Annotated in this window: 15 protein-coding genes and 1 tRNA gene; 5 read left to right on the top strand and 11 right to left on the bottom strand. The window is 40.8% G+C overall.

Going from position 1 to position 18,387, the window contains the following annotated elements:
- The first annotated feature begins 93 nt into the window (after positions 1-93).
- Together BV214_RS06315 and BV214_RS06310 are read left to right on the top strand one after the other, a co-directional pair.
- Positions 94-831 (top strand): MlaE family ABC transporter permease, encoded by a 738-nt coding sequence (locus BV214_RS06315; protein ID WP_086476654.1) that lies wholly within the window; start codon positions 94-96, stop codon positions 829-831.
- On the top strand, positions 831-1,598 hold the full coding sequence (locus BV214_RS06310; protein ID WP_086476653.1) for an ABC transporter ATP-binding protein: 768 nt from the start codon (positions 831-833) through the stop codon (positions 1,596-1,598). The genes BV214_RS06315 and BV214_RS06310 overlap by 1 nt, the downstream gene beginning before the upstream one ends.
- Here BV214_RS06310 and BV214_RS06305 read toward each other — a convergent pair.
- The 3 genes from BV214_RS06305 to BV214_RS06295 are packed head-to-tail and all read right to left on the bottom strand — an operon-like array spanning position 1,595 to position 4,749.
- A complete protein-coding gene (locus BV214_RS06305) occupies positions 1,595-3,055 on the bottom strand; it encodes a DUF389 domain-containing protein (RefSeq protein ID WP_086476652.1) in 1,461 nt (486 codons plus the stop codon). The genes BV214_RS06310 and BV214_RS06305 overlap by 4 nt on opposite strands.
- A gap of 2 nt (positions 3,056-3,057) precedes the next feature.
- Positions 3,058-4,137 (bottom strand): mannose-1-phosphate guanylyltransferase, encoded by a 1,080-nt coding sequence (locus BV214_RS06300; RefSeq protein WP_086476651.1) that lies wholly within the window; start codon positions 4,135-4,137, stop codon positions 3,058-3,060.
- Positions 4,138-4,146: 9 nt separating this feature from the next.
- Positions 4,147-4,749: a SprT-like domain-containing protein gene (locus BV214_RS06295; RefSeq protein ID WP_086476650.1), complete on the bottom strand. Its 603-nt coding sequence runs from the start codon at positions 4,747-4,749 to the stop codon at positions 4,147-4,149.
- Positions 4,750-5,297: 548 nt separating this feature from the next.
- Here BV214_RS06295 and BV214_RS06290 point away from each other — a divergent pair.
- A complete protein-coding gene (locus tag BV214_RS06290) occupies positions 5,298-6,362 on the top strand; it encodes an AI-2E family transporter (protein WP_086476649.1) in 1,065 nt (354 codons plus the stop codon).
- Positions 6,363-6,397: 35 nt separating this feature from the next.
- On the opposite strand, the gene BV214_RS06285 is transcribed toward BV214_RS06290, so the two are convergent.
- The 6 genes from BV214_RS06285 to porV all read right to left on the bottom strand — a co-directional run bounded on the left by BV214_RS06285 (position 6,398) and on the right by porV (position 12,855).
- Positions 6,398-7,078 carry an SDR family NAD(P)-dependent oxidoreductase gene (locus tag BV214_RS06285; protein ID WP_086476648.1) on the bottom strand — a complete coding sequence of 227 codons (681 nt, stop codon included), beginning with the start codon at positions 7,076-7,078 and terminating at the stop codon, positions 6,398-6,400.
- Positions 7,078-8,097: a M28 family metallopeptidase gene (locus tag BV214_RS06280; RefSeq protein WP_086476674.1), complete on the bottom strand. Its 1,020-nt coding sequence runs from the start codon at positions 8,095-8,097 to the stop codon at positions 7,078-7,080. The genes BV214_RS06285 and BV214_RS06280 overlap by 1 nt, the downstream gene beginning before the upstream one ends.
- A 203-nt stretch (positions 8,098-8,300) precedes the next feature.
- Entirely contained in the window at positions 8,301-9,944 is a 1,644-nt protein-coding gene (locus BV214_RS06275; RefSeq protein WP_086476647.1) for a pyruvate dehydrogenase complex dihydrolipoamide acetyltransferase, read from the bottom strand.
- Positions 9,945-9,948: 4 nt separating this feature from the next.
- Entirely contained in the window at positions 9,949-10,947 is a 999-nt protein-coding gene (pdhA, locus tag BV214_RS06270; RefSeq protein WP_086476646.1) for a pyruvate dehydrogenase (acetyl-transferring) E1 component subunit alpha, read from the bottom strand.
- 187 nt (positions 10,948-11,134) lie between these two features.
- Positions 11,135-11,620 (bottom strand): cytidine deaminase, encoded by a 486-nt coding sequence (cdd, locus tag BV214_RS06265; RefSeq protein WP_086476645.1) that lies wholly within the window; start codon positions 11,618-11,620, stop codon positions 11,135-11,137.
- Positions 11,621-11,709: 89 nt separating this feature from the next.
- Positions 11,710-12,855 carry a type IX secretion system outer membrane channel protein PorV gene (porV, locus tag BV214_RS06260; RefSeq protein WP_086476644.1) on the bottom strand — a complete coding sequence of 382 codons (1,146 nt, stop codon included), beginning with the start codon at positions 12,853-12,855 and terminating at the stop codon, positions 11,710-11,712.
- Between the two features lie 435 nt (positions 12,856-13,290).
- Between porV and gldJ the strand changes: the two genes are divergently transcribed.
- The gene (gene gldJ / locus BV214_RS06255) at positions 13,291-14,955 is read left to right on the top strand and encodes a gliding motility lipoprotein GldJ (RefSeq protein WP_086476643.1); all 1,665 of its coding nucleotides are present in this window, start codon (positions 13,291-13,293) and stop codon (positions 14,953-14,955) included.
- Between the two features lie 73 nt (positions 14,956-15,028).
- Positions 15,029-16,303, top strand: a complete 1,275-nt coding sequence (locus tag BV214_RS06250; RefSeq protein WP_086476642.1) for a UDP-N-acetylmuramoyl-tripeptide--D-alanyl-D-alanine ligase — start codon at positions 15,029-15,031, stop codon at positions 16,301-16,303.
- Between the two features lie 30 nt (positions 16,304-16,333).
- Here BV214_RS06250 and BV214_RS06245 read toward each other — a convergent pair.
- A tRNA-Val gene (locus BV214_RS06245) sits at positions 16,334-16,408 on the bottom strand.
- Between the two features lie 136 nt (positions 16,409-16,544).
- Entirely contained in the window at positions 16,545-18,023 is a 1,479-nt protein-coding gene (locus tag BV214_RS06240) for an arylsulfatase (RefSeq protein WP_086476641.1), read from the bottom strand.
- Positions 18,024-18,387 lie beyond the last annotated feature (364 nt).

Genomic DNA, 18,387 nt, shown 5'->3' with positions numbered 1-18,387 from the left:
TCAAAAATATAGAAATAAAACCTTTATCCCGTAATTGAAGGTTAAATGATTCTTAATATTGTTATTTTTACCGCTCAAGCTTATTTTTATTGAATGAACTACTTAGCATCCATAGGCAGTTACTTTATTATGATTACCGAGGTTTTTAAAAAACCCACCAAATGGTCCATAATGAAGAAGCTTATTTTAAAGGAAATTGACGAGCTTATTTACGGATCTCTCGGCATAATTATCTTCATATCGTTTTTTATAGGAGGTGTTGTGGCTATACAGACCGCCTTAAACATCACTAGCCCGCTTATTCCGAGAAACCTCATCGGTTTTGCCACTAGGCAATCGGTAATACTGGAATTTGCCCCAACCTTCACCTCCATTATTATGGCCGGAAAGGTAGGTTCCTATATAACTTCCAGTATTGGCACCATGCGGGTTACGGAGCAGATTGATGCCTTGGAGATCATGGGGGTAAACTCCCTAAACTATTTAATTTTCCCCAAAATTATTGCCATGCTGTTCTACCCCTTTGTAATTGCCATTGCCATGTACGTAGGGATTTTTGGAGGATGGGTAGCCGGTGTGTTTGGCGGATTTAGTTCCAGCGCCGATTTCTCGGAAGGTCTACAATTAGATTTCATCCCCTTCCATATTACTTACTCCTTTATAAAGTCGATTGTATTTGCGCTACTCATAGCCACCATCCCTTCTTACCACGGGTATTATATGCGAGGGGGTGCTTTAGAAGTTGGTAAGGCGAGCACTACCTCCTTTGTTTGGACCAGTGTGGTCATTATTATTGTAAACTACGTGTTAACACAATTACTATTGGGCTAATGATTGAAGTTAAAAACATACACAAATCTTTTGGTGACTCCCATGTTTTAAAAGGGATCGACTGTTATTTTGAAAAGGGAAAAACCAACCTCATCATTGGTCAAAGTGGTTCGGGAAAAACCGTATTCCTTAAGTGTCTCCTAGGCCTCTTTAAACCAGAACAAGGAACCATTAGCTATGATGGTAAAATATATTCCGAACTCACTGGAGCAGAACAGCGAGACCTGAGGCAGGAAATGGGAATGGTATTTCAGGGAAGTGCTCTTTTTGATTCCATGACCGTAGAAGGCAACGTAATGTTTCCACTGGGCATGTTTACCAAACAATCCAAATCCGAGATGCAAGATCGGGTAGACTTTGTACTAAAACGGGTAAACCTAGTAGATGCGCATAATAAATTTCCATCCGAAATATCTGGGGGAATGCAAAAAAGGGTCGCCATAGCCCGGGCCATTGTTATGAATCCCAAATACCTTTTCTGCGATGAGCCCAATTCCGGTTTAGATCCCAAAACGGCAATACTCATAGATAATCTGATCCATGAAATAACCCAGGAGTACGATATCACAACTATCATTAACACCCATGATATGAACTCCGTAATGGAAATAGGTGAGAAAATCATCTTCCTAAAAAACGGTCACAAAGAATGGGAAGGCAGCAATAAGGAAATCTTTAAGACAGACAACGAGGCGGTGACAGATTTTGTATACTCCTCCGAACTGTTCAAAAAGGTGCGTCAAATGTATATAGAGGAAAGAAATTAAATTTCATCCTCTCGCACCTGAATCTTAGGGTTTTTCAACCTCAACCGCAGCCAACTGGCCAATTTCTCGGTGTCTTTCACCTTTTGATTGGCAGATAATTCCTTATCCCACTTTACAGTGAACATAGGAATGGTATCCAGTTTATTAAAATCTGTAGTGAGGATATAGGCAAATCCCAGATTGCTTAAGTTCTCATAATTGGTCTTGGCTTCTGCACTGATTTCTTTAAAGGGGATCTGCTGGGCTGCAAGGTCACTCATTTTCTCCACGGCTTCTTTTAAAACCCGTATCTGCTCTTCCTTACTTAGGAGCTCTGCCTTCTTGGATTCGTACAATTCGTTTACATACTTCATCTGATCCAACTCCAGGTTTTTGGAGCCTTGGACAATTTTCAGATCCACGTTGCGCAACTTTACATAATCGTCTTTTTGGGCGTTCCAGGTAGCTATAATATTATCGGGGATAGGCTCACTTCCCATAAACACCAATTCTATATGGCCATTTTTTCCACGTCCGTAGTCTATTTCCGTTAGGTTATCTAGATAGCGTCCTTCCCCTGGCAATTTATAAGGAATAATATTATTGGCTATAAACTGACTGGCTTCCTTTCTAAAAAGGGATTCTTGGAAGACATTGTAAAAAGTGACTCCAGCCGGAATCATAACCAATACTGCCACTATGGAAGCCATTCTAGAGATAAATCTTCTTCGCTGAGAATTGGCATATCGCACCATGGGAAAGCGCAATAACTTTAATACCAAAAATGTAGCCAATCCAATAAAAATGGTATTGATAATAAAGAGATACATGGCTCCGGTGGCATATCCAAAATTACCAATAGCCAAACCAAAGCCAACCGTACACAAAGGCGGCATTAAAGCGGTTGCAATAGCCACCCCAAAGATAACACTAGCAATAGTCCCCTTTTTTGCCCTTGCAATTACCAAAGCCAGACCTCCAAAAAAGGCAATTAGCACATCCCTAATATCCGGAGCGGTACGGGCTAATAATTCGGATGATTCATCGCGTAAGGGGAAAAAATAAAAAAACAGGAAAGCGGTAAACACACTAAGCACCACCATTACCGCAAAATTCTTCAAAGATCTCCTTAAGGTATCAATATCATTGGTCGCCAAGGAAAGCCCCATTCCCAATATGGGTCCCATTAGCGGCGAGATTAACATCGCACCGATTACTACTGCCGTAGAGTTGGCATTAAGACCTATAGATGCTATAAAAATAGAACAGATCAAAATCCATGAGGTATGCCCCTTAAACGGTATATCTGCGATAATAGACTCCTTGGTGGCCTCTTGATCGGTGTTGTCCCTAATATCCAATAGGTCCTTTAGGAATACACCCACTCCTCCCAAGAGCCCCTTAAAATCTTTCTTTATATTCTCCGGGTTCCCATTGGCAAATTCTTGCCCTCCATTATTTTTTAACTTTTCTTCCATAATTAGCCAAACTGATCACCATATTGATCTTTAACTTTTGCACGTATATTTTTTATGTCCTGTTCTTTGGATTTGGGGTAAATTAACAATACTTCTTCCTTATCCACAATTATATAATCTGACAAACCATCTACCACCACTATTTTGCCTTTGGGGGTGCGAATCATATTGCCATTGGCATCCTCAGTTAATACGGATGCATTAACCACAGCATTGTTATCCTTATCTTTCTCCAACTTATCGTAGAGGGAACCCCAAGTCCCCAAGTCGTTCCAATCAAAAGAGGCAGGAAGGACAAAGATATTATTAGCGGGCTCCAATATGGCGTAATCTATGGAAATATTCCCAGCCTTAGGATAATGCTCTTGGATAAACGCCCCTTCTTCCGCTGTATTGTAATAGGGTAGGCCTTTTTGAAATAATTGGTACTGATCCGGGCAATACTTTTTAAATGCCTTTACGATGGTGGCCACGCTCCACATAAATATACCTGCATTCCATAAAAAATTTCCTTGAAGAAGAAATTCCTTGGCAGTATCATAGTTAGGTTTCTCCCTAAACTGCACCACTTTCTTTAAAAGATCCGCATCGTCCTTTCCATATTCTATGTATCCAAAACCTGTATTGGGAAAGCTAGGCTTCACCCCCAAGGTACATAACACCTCTTCCTTTTCACATTTCTCAAAACAAGTCACCACATCGTTGGAAAAGGCAGCCTCATCTTCTATCCAATGGTCGCTAGGAGCAACAATCATTACCGCCTCGGGATCCATTTTCTGTATTTTTAAGGCGGCATAGAGAATACAGGGCGCTGTATTTCTCATGGCAGGCTCCAATACCACCTGTTCCTGATCTACCACCGGTAATTGCTCTAGCACCAAGCTGTTATACCTCTCATTGGTGAGAATCAATATATTCTCTGTGGGAACAAATTTATTTAAACGTTTAAACGTCCTTTGTATAAGAGTATCCCCAGTACCCAACATATCGTGAAACTGTTTGGGATAATCGGAAGTACTTACAGGCCAAAATCTAGATCCTACCCCTCCAGCCATTAAAACGGCATAATACTTTTTGCTCATCCTTCTTTCTTAAGTTTTAATCAACTCTACCTCGGCGTTTGGTTGAAAGAGATATACCTTTCCCGTTGTTACTTCAACACATTCGTACCGCTTTACCCTTCTATTTTTCTTTTGGAACATTTTACCATTATAGATTCGGAAGATACTTCCATGCGGCAGCTCAAACACATAATTCTTACCTTTCTCCCGCTGATCATATTCTTTAAGTGCTATGGATAATCTTGCATCGGTATCACTACTAGCCCTAGGATTCTTAAAATGATTGGCCAATAAGGGCAACAACTTTGCTGGAAATACCTCTGGCCTAAGAAATGGCAGCATTAGTAGCTGAAATGTTCTTTTCCATTCTACCCCATGTGGCTTTATAGTTCTTCCATATTTTTCAAAAGCTATCAGATGCGCAATTTCATGCACCAAGGTAATTAAAAATCGATATTTATTGAGGCTTACGTTTACTGTAATCACATGCTTTCCATTAGCCAGCCTGCGATAATCCCCATGACGGGTAACCCGTTCGTTTACAATTTTTAAATTTATATGATTTTCCTTTATCAACTGCATGCATAAACCTACAGCTCTTTCTGGAATATATTTCCCTAACGTTTCCTGCATACAGGCAAAATTAGAAATTTTATACTGGTACGGGCATATTCCCCTTAGTTTATATGTAGTTGGAGCTTTTTGAGTTCTCCTATTCCCTTGGCCTTCTTACCGGCACATGTTTTTTTTTGCAGCTAGTCCACTTCTACACCATCCATTTCCTTATTTGCTCCTATATATTATTGACAACCGTCCTAATTCCATGGAAGGGTTCACAAGATAAGATACTGGATCTAATAATCTTTGGAGAAACTTATAAAAATAAGAAAGCAAATCCATTCGGTTCTCAAGAATTAACATCCCCATTTGCAGGTAAATCACAGAATTTACACCCTTACAGGAAATAGCAAATCTACCCCAACTAGGTACTTTAGGGGTCTAAATTGAAGCCAAATGATGCAAATCATGCATTTTTACACTATTATTAACGCTTAAAAGCCAACTCTTTGCCCTAACTTTGCAGTTTATTAAACTAGAGACTGGGTAAAGTATTAGCTCCACTATATTTGAAGGCACCCACATCCTAGCAATATCAATAAAACTTTACGGTTATCTACAACATGAACGATTTAAGAACTACCAATAGATTACTGCTGATCATAGTGATTCCTCTAGTATTTTATTTACTAAAATTACTATCGTTTATCTTTATACCTTTAATTTTTTCCATGTTCATCGCCCTGTTATTTTTACCCTTGATGCGATGGCTCAACAAAAAAAAGGTATCCAAACCTATTAGCATATTCATAGTGGCCTTGATTATTTTGATGGCCTTAAAGGTCTTGGGCGGACTCATACAGCTTTCTAGTCAGGAATTGCTATCTCCAGACAACCAATTCTTAGGAAAAGCAGAAGCTAAATTAGAATTGTTATTTATAGGGTTAGAAGAGAACTTTGGACTTCCCTATTCCCAGGATAAGAACATCCTGAACAATATTTTTCCTCATGAAAACATGATGAAAAATTTTGGTGCCACTTTGGACTTCCTAGGCAATACGATTACCATGATCTTAATGACCGTCTTTTTTGTGGTTTTATGGCTAGCAGAATCCATCAACGTTCAAAAGTTAATGAACAATACCATTTTAAAACAAAAGCACACCTCGGTAAAAACCTTTCTCAAAATTGAAAAGGACCTTATAAAGTTTATTAAGGTGAAGTTTCTAGTAAGTCTTTTTACGGGAATTGGAATTGGATTGGCCTGCGTATTCTTTGACGTTAGCTTCCCGATATTCTGGGGCTTATTTGCTTTTGCCATCAACTTTGTACAGATGGTAGGATCCTTTGTGTCCGTTATTCTTTTAAGTTTGTTTGCCTTTGTAGAATTGGAGACCACCAGTATCCTACTTTTCTTCATCCTGTCTATAACGGCAGTCCAAGTACTATTTGGCTCTATTTTAGAGCCCGTATTCATGGGAAAATCCTTCTCCATAAACATTATTACCGTATTGGTGGTATTAATGCTGTGGGGCTATATCTGGGGTGTTCCAGGACTGATCATGGCAATACCTATCACGGTATTCATGAAAATTATCCTAGAACAATTTCCACAGACCAAGGTAGTGGCCAACCTAATATCTGGGAATGGGGCAACGGTACCGCTGCCCAAACCCAAGAACAAATAAAATTAGAATTACTCCAAGGTCTCCCAAGTCTTGATCTAAGGAGTAGAATTAGAAACCTGAAGCAGCTTTCCGTTAAAGAACTTACTTCCGTTAAGAGAAAAATCCTTGATATAGGTAGCCATGTCTAAGGGAGTTGTATCTACCTTATAACCGGGAAAGGCTTCCTGAAGCATTTCTGTCTGCACAGCTCCCAAGGCCAATACATTAAATATAGGACCACTCTCCTTAAACTCCTCTGCCCAAAGCTCGGTCATGGTAATTACAGCGGCTTTGCTAGAACTATAGGCGGTAAGTCCGGGAAACTTAACACTCCCCTGTACTCCACCCATGGTACTTATAGAGACTACATGCCCCGTAGGGGGCATAAGCGGAATTATTCTCTGAGTCAATTTTGCCACTCCAAAAACATTTACCCTGTAAACCTCCTCCAACTCTTCCATAGAAGTTTCCAAAAATGGTTTATTCACCAGTTTTCCGGCATTGTTTATCAGAATGTCCACTTGCTTCCAATTTTTTTCCAGGAAGGAATCCAATTTCTCAAAATCTTCCTCCTTGGCCAAATCGAATGAAAAACTACTGATATTTTTATGTTTCAATGCCGCTACGGGAGCATCGTTTCTAGAAAGTGCCAGCACCTGATGCCCTTCATTGGCAAATAATTGCGCCAATTGAAATCCAATTCCCCTACTACTTCCTGTAATAATAATATTTGCCATTAGTGATATGTTATTTCCTTCATTGGGGCATTAACGATTTGCTCCAAAACCGGAATTGTTTTATTTACTAGGTTCGCCATATGATCCAAATCCATCAAATAAGCTTCGTCCCCCACGTGGTGATAATAGTCGTAATTGGTAAAATCGAACGTACAAAAGGTCTGTGATGGTATTCCAAATTCTAAATGGAAGGGATAATTATCCGAACGCATAAACAAGTTATATTCTTTGGCGGTAGGTAAAAATCCAACCAAATTCTCCTTGGCATAGGCATTACTGACTTCTGCTAAATTAGACTCTTCGTATCCAGTAAGGTACATTAAATAATCCTTGTCTTTCATAGGCACGCCCACCATTTCAAAATTAAGCATTAGATATAGATTCAACTCCTCCTGCTTTAATTTCTGGGCTAAATGCTTGGACCCTAAGAGTCCTTTCTCCTCTGCGCTGAACAGGGCAAAAATGAGGCTGCGCTTATTGGCCCTGGTTTCCCCAAAATAACGAGCTATTCCCATTACCGTTGTGGTCCCTGAAGCATTGTCATTGGCACCATTTGCGATACTATCTCCAGCCACTGGAGAAACTATACCTATGTGATCGTAATGGGCCCCAACAATCACAAATTCGTCTTTAAGGGTCTCATCGGTCCCTTCTAAATACCCTACAATATTATAGGTAGGCACTTCAAAATTAGACAACGTATCCTTATAACTAGTGAAATAGGGAGCAACACCATAGCTTTTTAGCAAGTTTTCTAAATGCTGAGCCGCCTTGTTTATTCCTTCCGTACCTGCATCCCTACCCATCAGTTTATCCGAAGCCAGATAATTAATAATTTCTCCTACTTCCTCACTACTGGAGAAGGACTCCCAATTGGCAGTTTCCGATGCGGATGAATGCCTCGGCTTCTGACGCTCCTTTGTACGAGCTTCCTTTCCAAGAAGCACCGTCTGATCTACTTTAGCTCCTCCGCAAGCCATCATTAAGCCTGCAAATCCTACTACAAATATTTTTTTCATAACCATGGTTTTATTTTGGTGTGATTAAAAATCATCCCACAAATAACTGTCGGATGCATAATTTTCTTGATTGCGAACGGTTTAAATCTAAAAAAGCACCCTGAAAGACAGGATGCTTTTTTTATTGATTTTTGCCCTTCAAAAGTCCCCAATATACAAATTGGAGTGGACTGGCCCTAGAAAACCGGGACCAATTATCCTTTTTAGGCGAGCATGGTTACCGGATTCTCCAGATAAGCCCTTAAGGTCTGTAAAAACTGAGCTCCCGTAGCCCCGTCAACGGTTCTATGGTCGCACGCCAAGGTAACTTTCATAGTACTACCTACAACGATCTCCCCATTCTTTACAACCGGTTTCTCCTCAATAGCCCCTACCGATAGAATAGCGGAATTAGGCTGATTGATGATAGAGGTAAACTCGGATATACCGAACATTCCGAGATTGGAAACGGTGAAGGTGCTTCCTTCCATTTCCGCCGGACTGATTTTTTTATTACGTGCCTTTCCAGCAAGATCTTTTACAGAAGCTCCAATTTGCGTCAAGGTCATTTGATCTGCAAATTTTAATACCGGAACCAAAAGCCCATCCTCTACCGCTACAGCAACCCCAATATGCACATGGTGGTTTATTAGCGTAGTATCGTTGTTCCAAGTGGTATTTACCTGCGGATGTTTTTTCAATGCCATGGCACATGCTTTCACTACCATATCATTAAAGGAAACCTTGGTATCTGGAAGACTATTGATCTGTACTCTAGACGCTTTGGCATGATCCATATCTACCTCAATGGTAAGGTAATAATGAGGTGCAGAGAACTTAGACTCTCCAAGACGCTTGGCAATAACCTTGCGCATTTGCGAGTTCTTAACCTCTTCTACCATCTCTTCCCCTACTGGCAAATTAATTGGAGCGGGAGCAGCTGCTTGCGCTACACCGGCCTTCTCTTGAGGAGCTGCGGCCTTTTCAGCGGCTTTTTGCACTGGCTTATACTCCTCTATATCTCTTTTAATGATCCTACCTTGATCACCACTACCTTTTACATTTCTTAGGTCTATCCCTTTCTCCTCTGCCATTTTCTTGGCCAAAGGTGAGGCTAAAATACGCTGACCATCCTGAGCTACGGCTGTTTCCGTTGCTGAAGAAGAAGTAGCAGTCGTTTGACTAGCTTCTTCTTTGGAGGCTTCTTCTTTAACCGGTGCGGGCTTACCATCACTGGCCAATACAGCGTCTACATCCGTACCTTCTGGGCCAATTACAGCAAGGACAGCATCAACTGGCGCCGTCTCCCCTTCCTGGATTCCTATATGCAAGAGCGTACCAGAATAAAAGGATTCGAATTCCATAGTTGCCTTATCGGTTTCTATTTCGGCCAAGATATCTCCTTCTTCCACCTCATCACCAACTTTTTTCAACCAAGTGGCTACGGTCCCTTCTTCCATGGTATCGCTTAAGCGAGGCATTTTCACCACTTCAACCCCTTCAGGTATCTCCACAGCTGCACTAGCGCTCTCTACATTGGCGTTTTCTTCTGCTTCCACAGTTTCTTCTTCCTTTTTCTCTTCTTCCTTAGCTTCTGGAGAAGAATTGATCAGTGAAGAAATATCCTCTCCCTCATCACCTATAATAGCAAGTAGAGAATCTACAGGAGCCGTATCGCCTTCTTCGATACCGATATACAATAAGGTACCCTCGTTAAAGGATTCGAACTCCATAGTGGCCTTATCGGTTTCTATTTCCGCCAATATATCTCCTTCTTCTACCTTATCACCTACCTGTTTTAGCCACTTAGCAACAGTCCCCTCTTCCATGGTATCGCTAAGTCTTGGCATATTTATTACTTCTGCCATTTACTTAAATTTTATGTTGTACAAATGGATAATCCTCTTGTTCGTAGACCATATCATAAATCTGGCTAATTGGAGGATAATCCGACTCATCGGCGAATTTTTCACATTCCTTAACCAAATCCTTAACTCTCGTATCTATTTCCTTGATTTCCTCATCCGAAGCGTACTTATTCTCCTTGATTACCTCTAACACTTGGGTAATAGGATCTATTTTCTTGTACTCTTCCACCTCTTCCTTGGTTCTATAGCTCTGTGCATCGGACATGGAATGACCTCTATAACGGTACGTTTTCATTTCCAAAAAGGTAGGACCTTCTCCAGATCTTGCGCGCTCTATTGCTTTGCTCATTTCTTGAGCTACGGTAACAGGATCCATTCCATCTACAGGACCACATGGCATTTCGTAACCGAGGCCAAGCTTCCATATTTCGGTGGAATGAGATGTTCTTTCCACGGAGGTTCCCATGGCATACCCGTTGTTTTCACATACAAAAACTACTGGTAATTTCCACAGCATCGCTAGGTTAAAGCTTTCGTGTAGTGACCCCTGTCTTACTGCACCATCTCCCATATAACAAATGGTAACAGAATCGCGCTTAAAATACTTGTCTGCAAAGGCTAGGCCAGCTCCCAAAGGAATTTGCCCCCCTACAATACCGTGACCTCCGTAAAATCGGTGCTCTTTAGAGAAAATATGCATAGACCCACCCATACCTTTAGAGGTACCGGTAACCTTACCATAGAGTTCTGCCATCACTTTTTTAGGATCCTCGCCCATCCCTATTGGCTGAACGTGATTTCTATAAGCGGTAATCATTCTATCCTTTGTTAGATCCATGGCGTGCAATGCACCGGCCAGGACCGCTTCCTGCCCATTGTAAAGATGTAAAAATCCACGAACTTTCTGTTGAATGTAGGCCGCAGCTAGCTTATCCTCAAATTTCCTCCAGAACAACATGTCCTCATACCACTTAAGGTAGACCTCTTTGGTTATTTTTTCCATTAATTATCAATTTTTGAAGTATATCGCATTATTTAAAAGTCCTGCTTAAAATAAAAACGGAGAACAAAAATACATATATAAATCAATAGGAAAAAAATATTATTTAAAAGGTTTAGACAAAGAACCGCTATAAGCCGCATCCTAAGAACTATGGAAGCCACTAAATAGTAAAAAACCTCTATCTATTTTAGCCTAAAAAGCTACTATTAAAAGGAAGGGGAAGAATATCTGCAACGGAGTGACATTTTAGGACTTCCCCAGTTTCACCGGTCATAATAAGTGAAATAGGAGTCTTTTGTTTGATTTCGTATTCCGAAATGGACTGTCGGCAATTTCCACAAGGTGCAGCGGGGGTATCCATTACATAGGTAGTAGATGTAGCACTGATGGCAATGCTAAGAATAGGAACGTTGGGATATTTTGCAGCTGCGTAATAAATAGCCACCCTTTCTGCACACAATCCTGCTGGGTAGCAGGCATTTTCTTGGTTATTTCCCTGAACTACCTCACCGTTAGCCAAGAGGATGGCCGCCCCTACCTTAAAATTGGAATAGGGAGCGTAGGCTTTTTTCCGAGCCTCAACGGCTATTTTCAGCAATTCCCTGTCCTTTTCCCCCAGGTCTTCACTGGATGGATACACCAACAACTCAAAACTTATATTCTTCTTTATCATGATACATACCTATATAAAATACCAACAAAAATAAACAAAACCTGCACAAGGGCAGGTTTCGGATACTTATCAAATAAAGTATCGCTTATTTAATTATTGTAAAATTCATCCCCTAAATTAAAGGTCAAGGAGAACCGCAAGGTATTTTCTAGCGGATTTCTCACCTTGGAGGTAGAGAACAAATAAGAAAGGTCTATCTGAGCCGTTCTATATTTGAATCCGGCACCTAAGGTGAAAAACTTCCTAGAGCCTTTTTGATCGTTCTCATTAAAATACCCTGTCCGCAACATAAAGGACTCCTGATATACATATTCTGCACCCAAAGCCCATGTTAACTCTTTAAGCTCCTCATTAAACCCTCCGGGAGCATCGCCGAAGGACTTAAAAACCCCTTCAAAAAAAGAAATCTGCTGATACACATCGTTATCGGCAGCATTAATTACTCCATCATCATTAAAATCTTTAGGTGTAGGCACCAACAATTTATTGAATTCCGTGGTGAGCCCTATTACGTTATCTTGATCTAAAATAAAATCGAACCCTACCCCAGCCTTTAAATTTGTGGGCAAGAAATTCTCTTGTCCCCCATCATCATATTTCATCTTCCCACCTAGGTTAGAAATATTGAAACCGGCCCTCCATCGACCATCAAAATTCTCATAGATCCTTTCTCTAGACCTATAATAACCGGAAACATCAACCGCAAAGGAACTTGCCGCCTTAGAATCTTCACTCCCGTTGTCTGGCAGCTTAAGATTGGAGCTTATAAAGCGCCCTGCAACGGACATGGAAAAAGTCTGACTTAACTTTAAGGAATAGGATCCATCAAAAGCCACTTCATTAGGCTTGGCCAATCTCCCTGGATCTCCAGCAAATTGCCGCAGCTCTATTTCTCCTAAGGTAAAATAGCGGATACCAATAGCAAACGCACTCCTATCATTTATTTTATTGTGAAAACTTGCACTGAGCAATGAAATATCTGTAATTATACTTTCAAGATAGGGGGTATAACTAAGTCCGAAACCCATTTTTCGATCTGCAAAGGCAAATTTAGCGGGATTCCACTGTTGTGAAAAAGCATCCATAGAGGTTGCCACGCCCATATCCCCCATACCAGAAGCCCTAGCATCGGCTGCTATAGTCAGGAAAGGGACAGCAGTGGTTATAACCCTGTCTTCTTGTGCCGACACTTTAATTACCACACAAAACAGACATAGTATTACAAAATTTTTCATTTTTTAAAAGTCTAGTTAATACGATTGGCGTAAAACTGGTCAATTATAATTAAATAAAATATAATTATAGTCCTACTACCATATTAAACGTCTATTTTAATATTATCTTGTAGAAAGCTAATTTTTTTTTTGCCAAAATAGTTTAATATTCGCGATTAATGACCAACCTTGGGTGTCAATCGCACCTGATTAAAATATTTTTTATATTTTTCGCGAAAGAAGTAACCACCACCCATACTAGATTAAATTATCAGCCGTTATTTATATGTAACTATGGTTGACTGCGTAAATCATTTTCGGGATAAATTAATTTTGACCCCTATAAAATATTATGCCTCAATCATCGTTTTATATGCCAAAAGCGACACAAATTATTAAAGAATAAAAATAACAGACTTCTATTTGGAGGTTTGTTTTTGAACTCAAGTCCTAATTATGAAAAAAGAATTCATCAAAGTTGTACTCTCCTGTGCAATTGTAGCGGGTGGTTTTACAAGTTGCAAAAATGCATCGTCCAAAAACACCTCGCGAGCCACAGGCTGGAAAATTAACGCCAAGGAGGGAGGATTTCAATATAATTCAGACTTTAAGGAACAGGAAACCGCCCCAGGGCTCGTTTTTATAGAAGGGGGAACTTTCACCAAAGGGCAGGTTCAAGATGACGTGATGAAGGATTGGAATAATACGCCAACCTCCCAACACGTACAGTCCTTTTATATGGATGAAACAGAGGTTACCAATGTGATGTACCTGGAATACCTAGACTACCTTAAAAGCGTATATCCTCCAGAAGACCCAAGATACGTTCACATTTATACTGGAGCACTACCGGATACTCTGGTATGGAGAAACAGGTTGGGCTATAATGAAACCATGACCAATAATTACTTAAGACACCCTGCCTATGCAGAATATCCCGTGGTGGGAGTAAACTGGATACAAGCCACCCAATTTGCCGCTTGGAGAACAGACCGTGTAAATGAAGTAATGCTAGAACGGGAAGGCTACCTTTCCAAGGACGCAAAATACAAAGTAGTCACAGGAGAAATAGATGGCAGCTTTAGCACCGAAGCCTATCTTAACCGACCAGAATCTGTTTACAATGGACAGATAGATTCCCTGCAAGGGAAACGCAAGAGGGATTCCGTTTCTGTATTTGCAAAACGAAGCAGCGGCGTAATTTTACCTGAATACAGACTTCCCACCGAAACCGAATGGGAATATGCTGCCCAAGCCCAAATAGGTAGTAGAGAGTACAATAACTATAGGGGACGAAAGAAGTATCCATGGGAAGGAAACTACACCAGAAATGGACAGCGCGTAGGAAGAGGGGACCAATTGGCCAACTTTAAACAAGGGAAAGGAGATTATGGCGGAATTGCAGGATGGTCCGATGACGGTGCCGATATTACTGCGGAAGTAAAATCGTATAAGCCCAATGATTTTGGTCTGTATGATATGGCTGGTAACGTGGCCGAATGGGTAGCGGATGTGTACCGACCCATCGTAGATGATGAAGTAAGCGACTTCAACTATTTTAGAGGGAACGTATTTATGAAAACCGCCATTGGAGAGGACGGAAAAGTGAAAGTAATAAGGGACTCCGTTGTTTACGACACCATGCCCAATGGGAAAATCTTAGCTAGAAATCTACCGGGAGAAATTAAAATGGTCCCCGTTGGAGAGGAAGAGACCTTCCTAAGAACCAATTTCTCTACTAGCGACAACCGCGGATATAGAGATGGGGAACCAGGATCTACCCGCTACTACGACAGATTTACTAGTGGAGATACAGATGACAATAATGCAAAGAAAATGTACAATTCCCCAGTGAGCAAGGTTCAGGTAAATGAGGATGGGGAGTTAGTAAGAGCTTACGATACCTCTAACAACAGAACTACTTTGATAAATGACGAAGTTAGGGTATATAAAGGAGGTTCTTGGAGAGACAGAGCCTATTGGCTAGATCCGGCCCAAAGAAGGTACCTACCTCAATATATGGCAACGGATTATATTGGATTTAGATGTGCCATGTCTAGGGTAGGTTCCAAATCCAAAACAAATAACAAAACACCTAGAAGCAAGAAAGTGCGAAAATAAGACACTCTCCCACCTAAATAATTATAGAAAAAAAGCCCTTTACATAAAAGGGCTTTTTTTCTATCTTCGACCAATGACAATAGAACAACTGCACAGCCTTTTTTTAAAGTATCCGGATATATGTACGGACACTAGAAAAGTATCCCAAAACTGCTTATTCTTTGCACTAAAGGGTGATAATTTTGATGGAAACGACTACGCATCGGAAGCCTTGGAAAAAGGGGCCTCCTATGCTCTTGTAGATAAACGCGAATTGGCAGGTTCGGAGCGCTTCATTTTAGTTGATGATGTTCTAGACACCCTACAACAGTTAGCGCAATATCACAGGCAATTTTGCAGCGCAAAGATCATAGGGCTAACCGGTAGCAATGGAAAGACCACTACCAAGGAGCTTATCACAGCAGTACTTTCAGAAAAATACAAGACCATTGCTACCAAAGGGAACCTAAACAACCATATTGGAGTTCCGCTAACCCTTCTTTCCATAACGTCCGATACGGAAATCGCCATAGTGGAAATGGGTGCCAACCACCCTAATGAAATCGGTTTCCTTTGCCAATTGGCCCAACCAGATTACGGCTATATCACCAATTTTGGAAAAGCACATCTAGAGGGATTTGGTAGCGAGGAAGGGGTTATTGCAGCCAAGAGCGAACTCTATGACTACCTGCTGACAAACAATAATCTTGTCTTTTTTAATGCCGATGATCCAATACAGGTTCAACGACTTGCAAATACCGACAATAAATTAGGGTATAGCCAGCACCCACAAAACCACCTGCCTATAATATTCCAGGGGTGCAACCCCTATGTCACTTTAAAAGTAAAGGAAGTAACCATAGAAAGCAGGTTAATTGGCAGCTATAACTTCACCAACTGTTGTGCAGCAATACTTATGGGCCACTATTTTAAGGTACCTCTATCAGCAATTAAGTCAGCCTTGGAGAATTACAACCCAAAAAACAATCGTTCACAAGTAATAGAAAAAAACGGCACTCAGATTATCTTGGACGCCTACAATGCCAATCCCACTAGCATGAAGGCCGCCTTGGAAAACCTCCATTCAATAAAAGCAACGCGTAAGATTGCTTTTTTAGGGGATATGTTTGAGCTGGGTAGTTCAGCAAAAAAAGAGCATCAAGCCATTGCAGACCTTGCCGCAGAAATGAATTTTGATACGGTAGTATTGATTGGTGAAAACTTCCATCAAACTACAACTTCCCTACACAAATATTCATCCTTTGAAGTACTTAAAGAACACATAGGGAATATTTCCACGGAGGGAGCTACAATACTAATAAAGGGATCTAGAGGAATGGCTTTGGAAAGATTAACAGACCTTCTCTAAGCGCTACAAGCGGCGCTTTAAAGTGTTTTGTGGGACATACTGGATTCGAACCAGTGACCTCTGCCCTGTCAAGGCAGCGCTCTAAACCAACTGAGCTAATACCCCGTTTTATCCTTTTCTTCAAGTGAAAAAACAGCTGGACAAACTTACATTAAATTAACACAAGAGTCCAACAAAATTATGAAGAAATTTAAATCATGGCATGTATTGCAAATTCATTAGCAATACATGCCATATTTCTTTAAGAAGCCCCAAAGGTAAAGACCTCTGAGGGAGTTCTAGCCTCTTTTAAGATCTTCTCCATTTCCTTCACTATTGCTGGATGGTCTTCCGCAATATTATGCTCCTCTCCAATGTCGGTTGAAAGATTGTACAATTCCAATTTTGCATTCGGGTCTTTTAGAACGTTGTACTTTACACTTTTCCAATCCCCCATTCTAACCGCTTGTCTTCCTCCCAACTCGTGAAACTCCCAGTAGAGATAGGGATGATTTTGTTGTTTTTCCTCATCTCCCAGTAGGGTAGGTAAAAATGAAATCCCATCCAGATTGGACAGCTTCTCCCCGCCTAACATATCTATCAAAGTAGGAAAAACGTCCCAAAATGCAGAAACATGATCTGTAGCAACCCCCTCCTCTATAACCTTAGGCCATTTAACTGCCATGGGAACGCGGATACCACCTTCGTACAAATCGCGCTTATAACCTTTAAAAGGACCATTGCTATTGAAGTAATCTGGGTCTGCCCCGCCTTCCTTGTGCGGACCATTATCAGAAGTGAATATTATTATAGTATTTTCTGCTATTCCCAACTCCTCTACCTTTTCAACAATTTCACCCACCTGCTGATCTAGGAGTCGCACCATACCAACAAAGGCTGCGTGTGGCTCTGCTTGGGAGCCATACCCCCCATAACCTTTAGCCTTGCTTCTATCTACCCCTCTATAGGGAGTTTCGGGCTCAAACTTACCACTGTATTGCTCATGGATTTCTTCGGGTACCACCAATTCTGCATGAGGGATAATAGTAGGCACATAGGCAAAGAAAGGCCCATCCTTATTTTCCTCTATAAACTGAAGGGTCTTATCATGAATAAGATCAGGAGCATACTCCCCTCTCTGATGTTCAGCATTCCCAGCCAACACAATAGAATCTTGATTAGCCCATAGATGCTGGGGATAGTAATTATGTCCCACCCGCTGGCAGTTATACCCATAGAAAGTATCGAACCCCTGGTAATTGGGATCTCCTTCAGAACCGGGGTAACCAAGTCCCCATTTACCAAAAGCCCCCGTGGTATAGCCAGCATCTTTAAGGAATTTTGCAAGTGTATTTGTGCCTTTAGGAAGTGGATACTGCCCCTCTGGCTGAATCTCGTAATTACCTCTAATCACTGTGTTCCCTGTGTGCATACCAGTCATCAATGCAGAGCGGGAAGGAGCACAAACCGTACTCCCGGAATAATGCTGTGTAAACAACATCCCTTGCGCAACCAACTTATCTATATTGGGAGTGGTAAATTTTTCCTGCCCCAAAACACTGAGATCCCCATACCCCAAATCATCGGCAAGAATATATATGATATTGGGTTTCCCTAAAGAAGAAACTGATTCTTGGTTAACGGCCTCCTCCTTGGAAGAAGACGATTTTCCGTTAGTTTTACAAGAGATTACACTAACAACAACAAACAATAAAAATCCAAATCGATATAATAAATGCATAGTACTCAAAAAAATTAATGACAGAGGAAGATTACAACCAATCCCCAAAAAGGTTTCGCCTCAAAAATAACTAATCTTTATAATTTTAGTTACTCAATAGAACATATTTAATCCCAACACCTATTAGCAATAGCACCTTATTCCAATAACTAAAACTTAACTGATTGAAAAAGCGCACCCTTACCAACCACCCCCTGGGACCTATAAAAGCAGCTGCGCACACTTACAAACCGACACACCACCATCCATATAGGGGAAAAGACGTTTCAAATATCATCTAGCCACCTGGGGAATCATTTTTACACAGTCTAGTTAAAATAGGATCAAGCTCAAAAGTTGTGTGTAGTCAAAATTATCAGGTAAG

This window comes from Arenibacter amylolyticus, from assembly GCF_002150785.1.
GTDB lineage: Bacteria > Bacteroidota > Bacteroidia > Flavobacteriales > Flavobacteriaceae > Arenibacter > Arenibacter amylolyticus.
The sequence above is the reverse complement of the archived record's forward strand: the minus strand, read 5'-3'. Positions and strand labels throughout refer to the sequence as shown.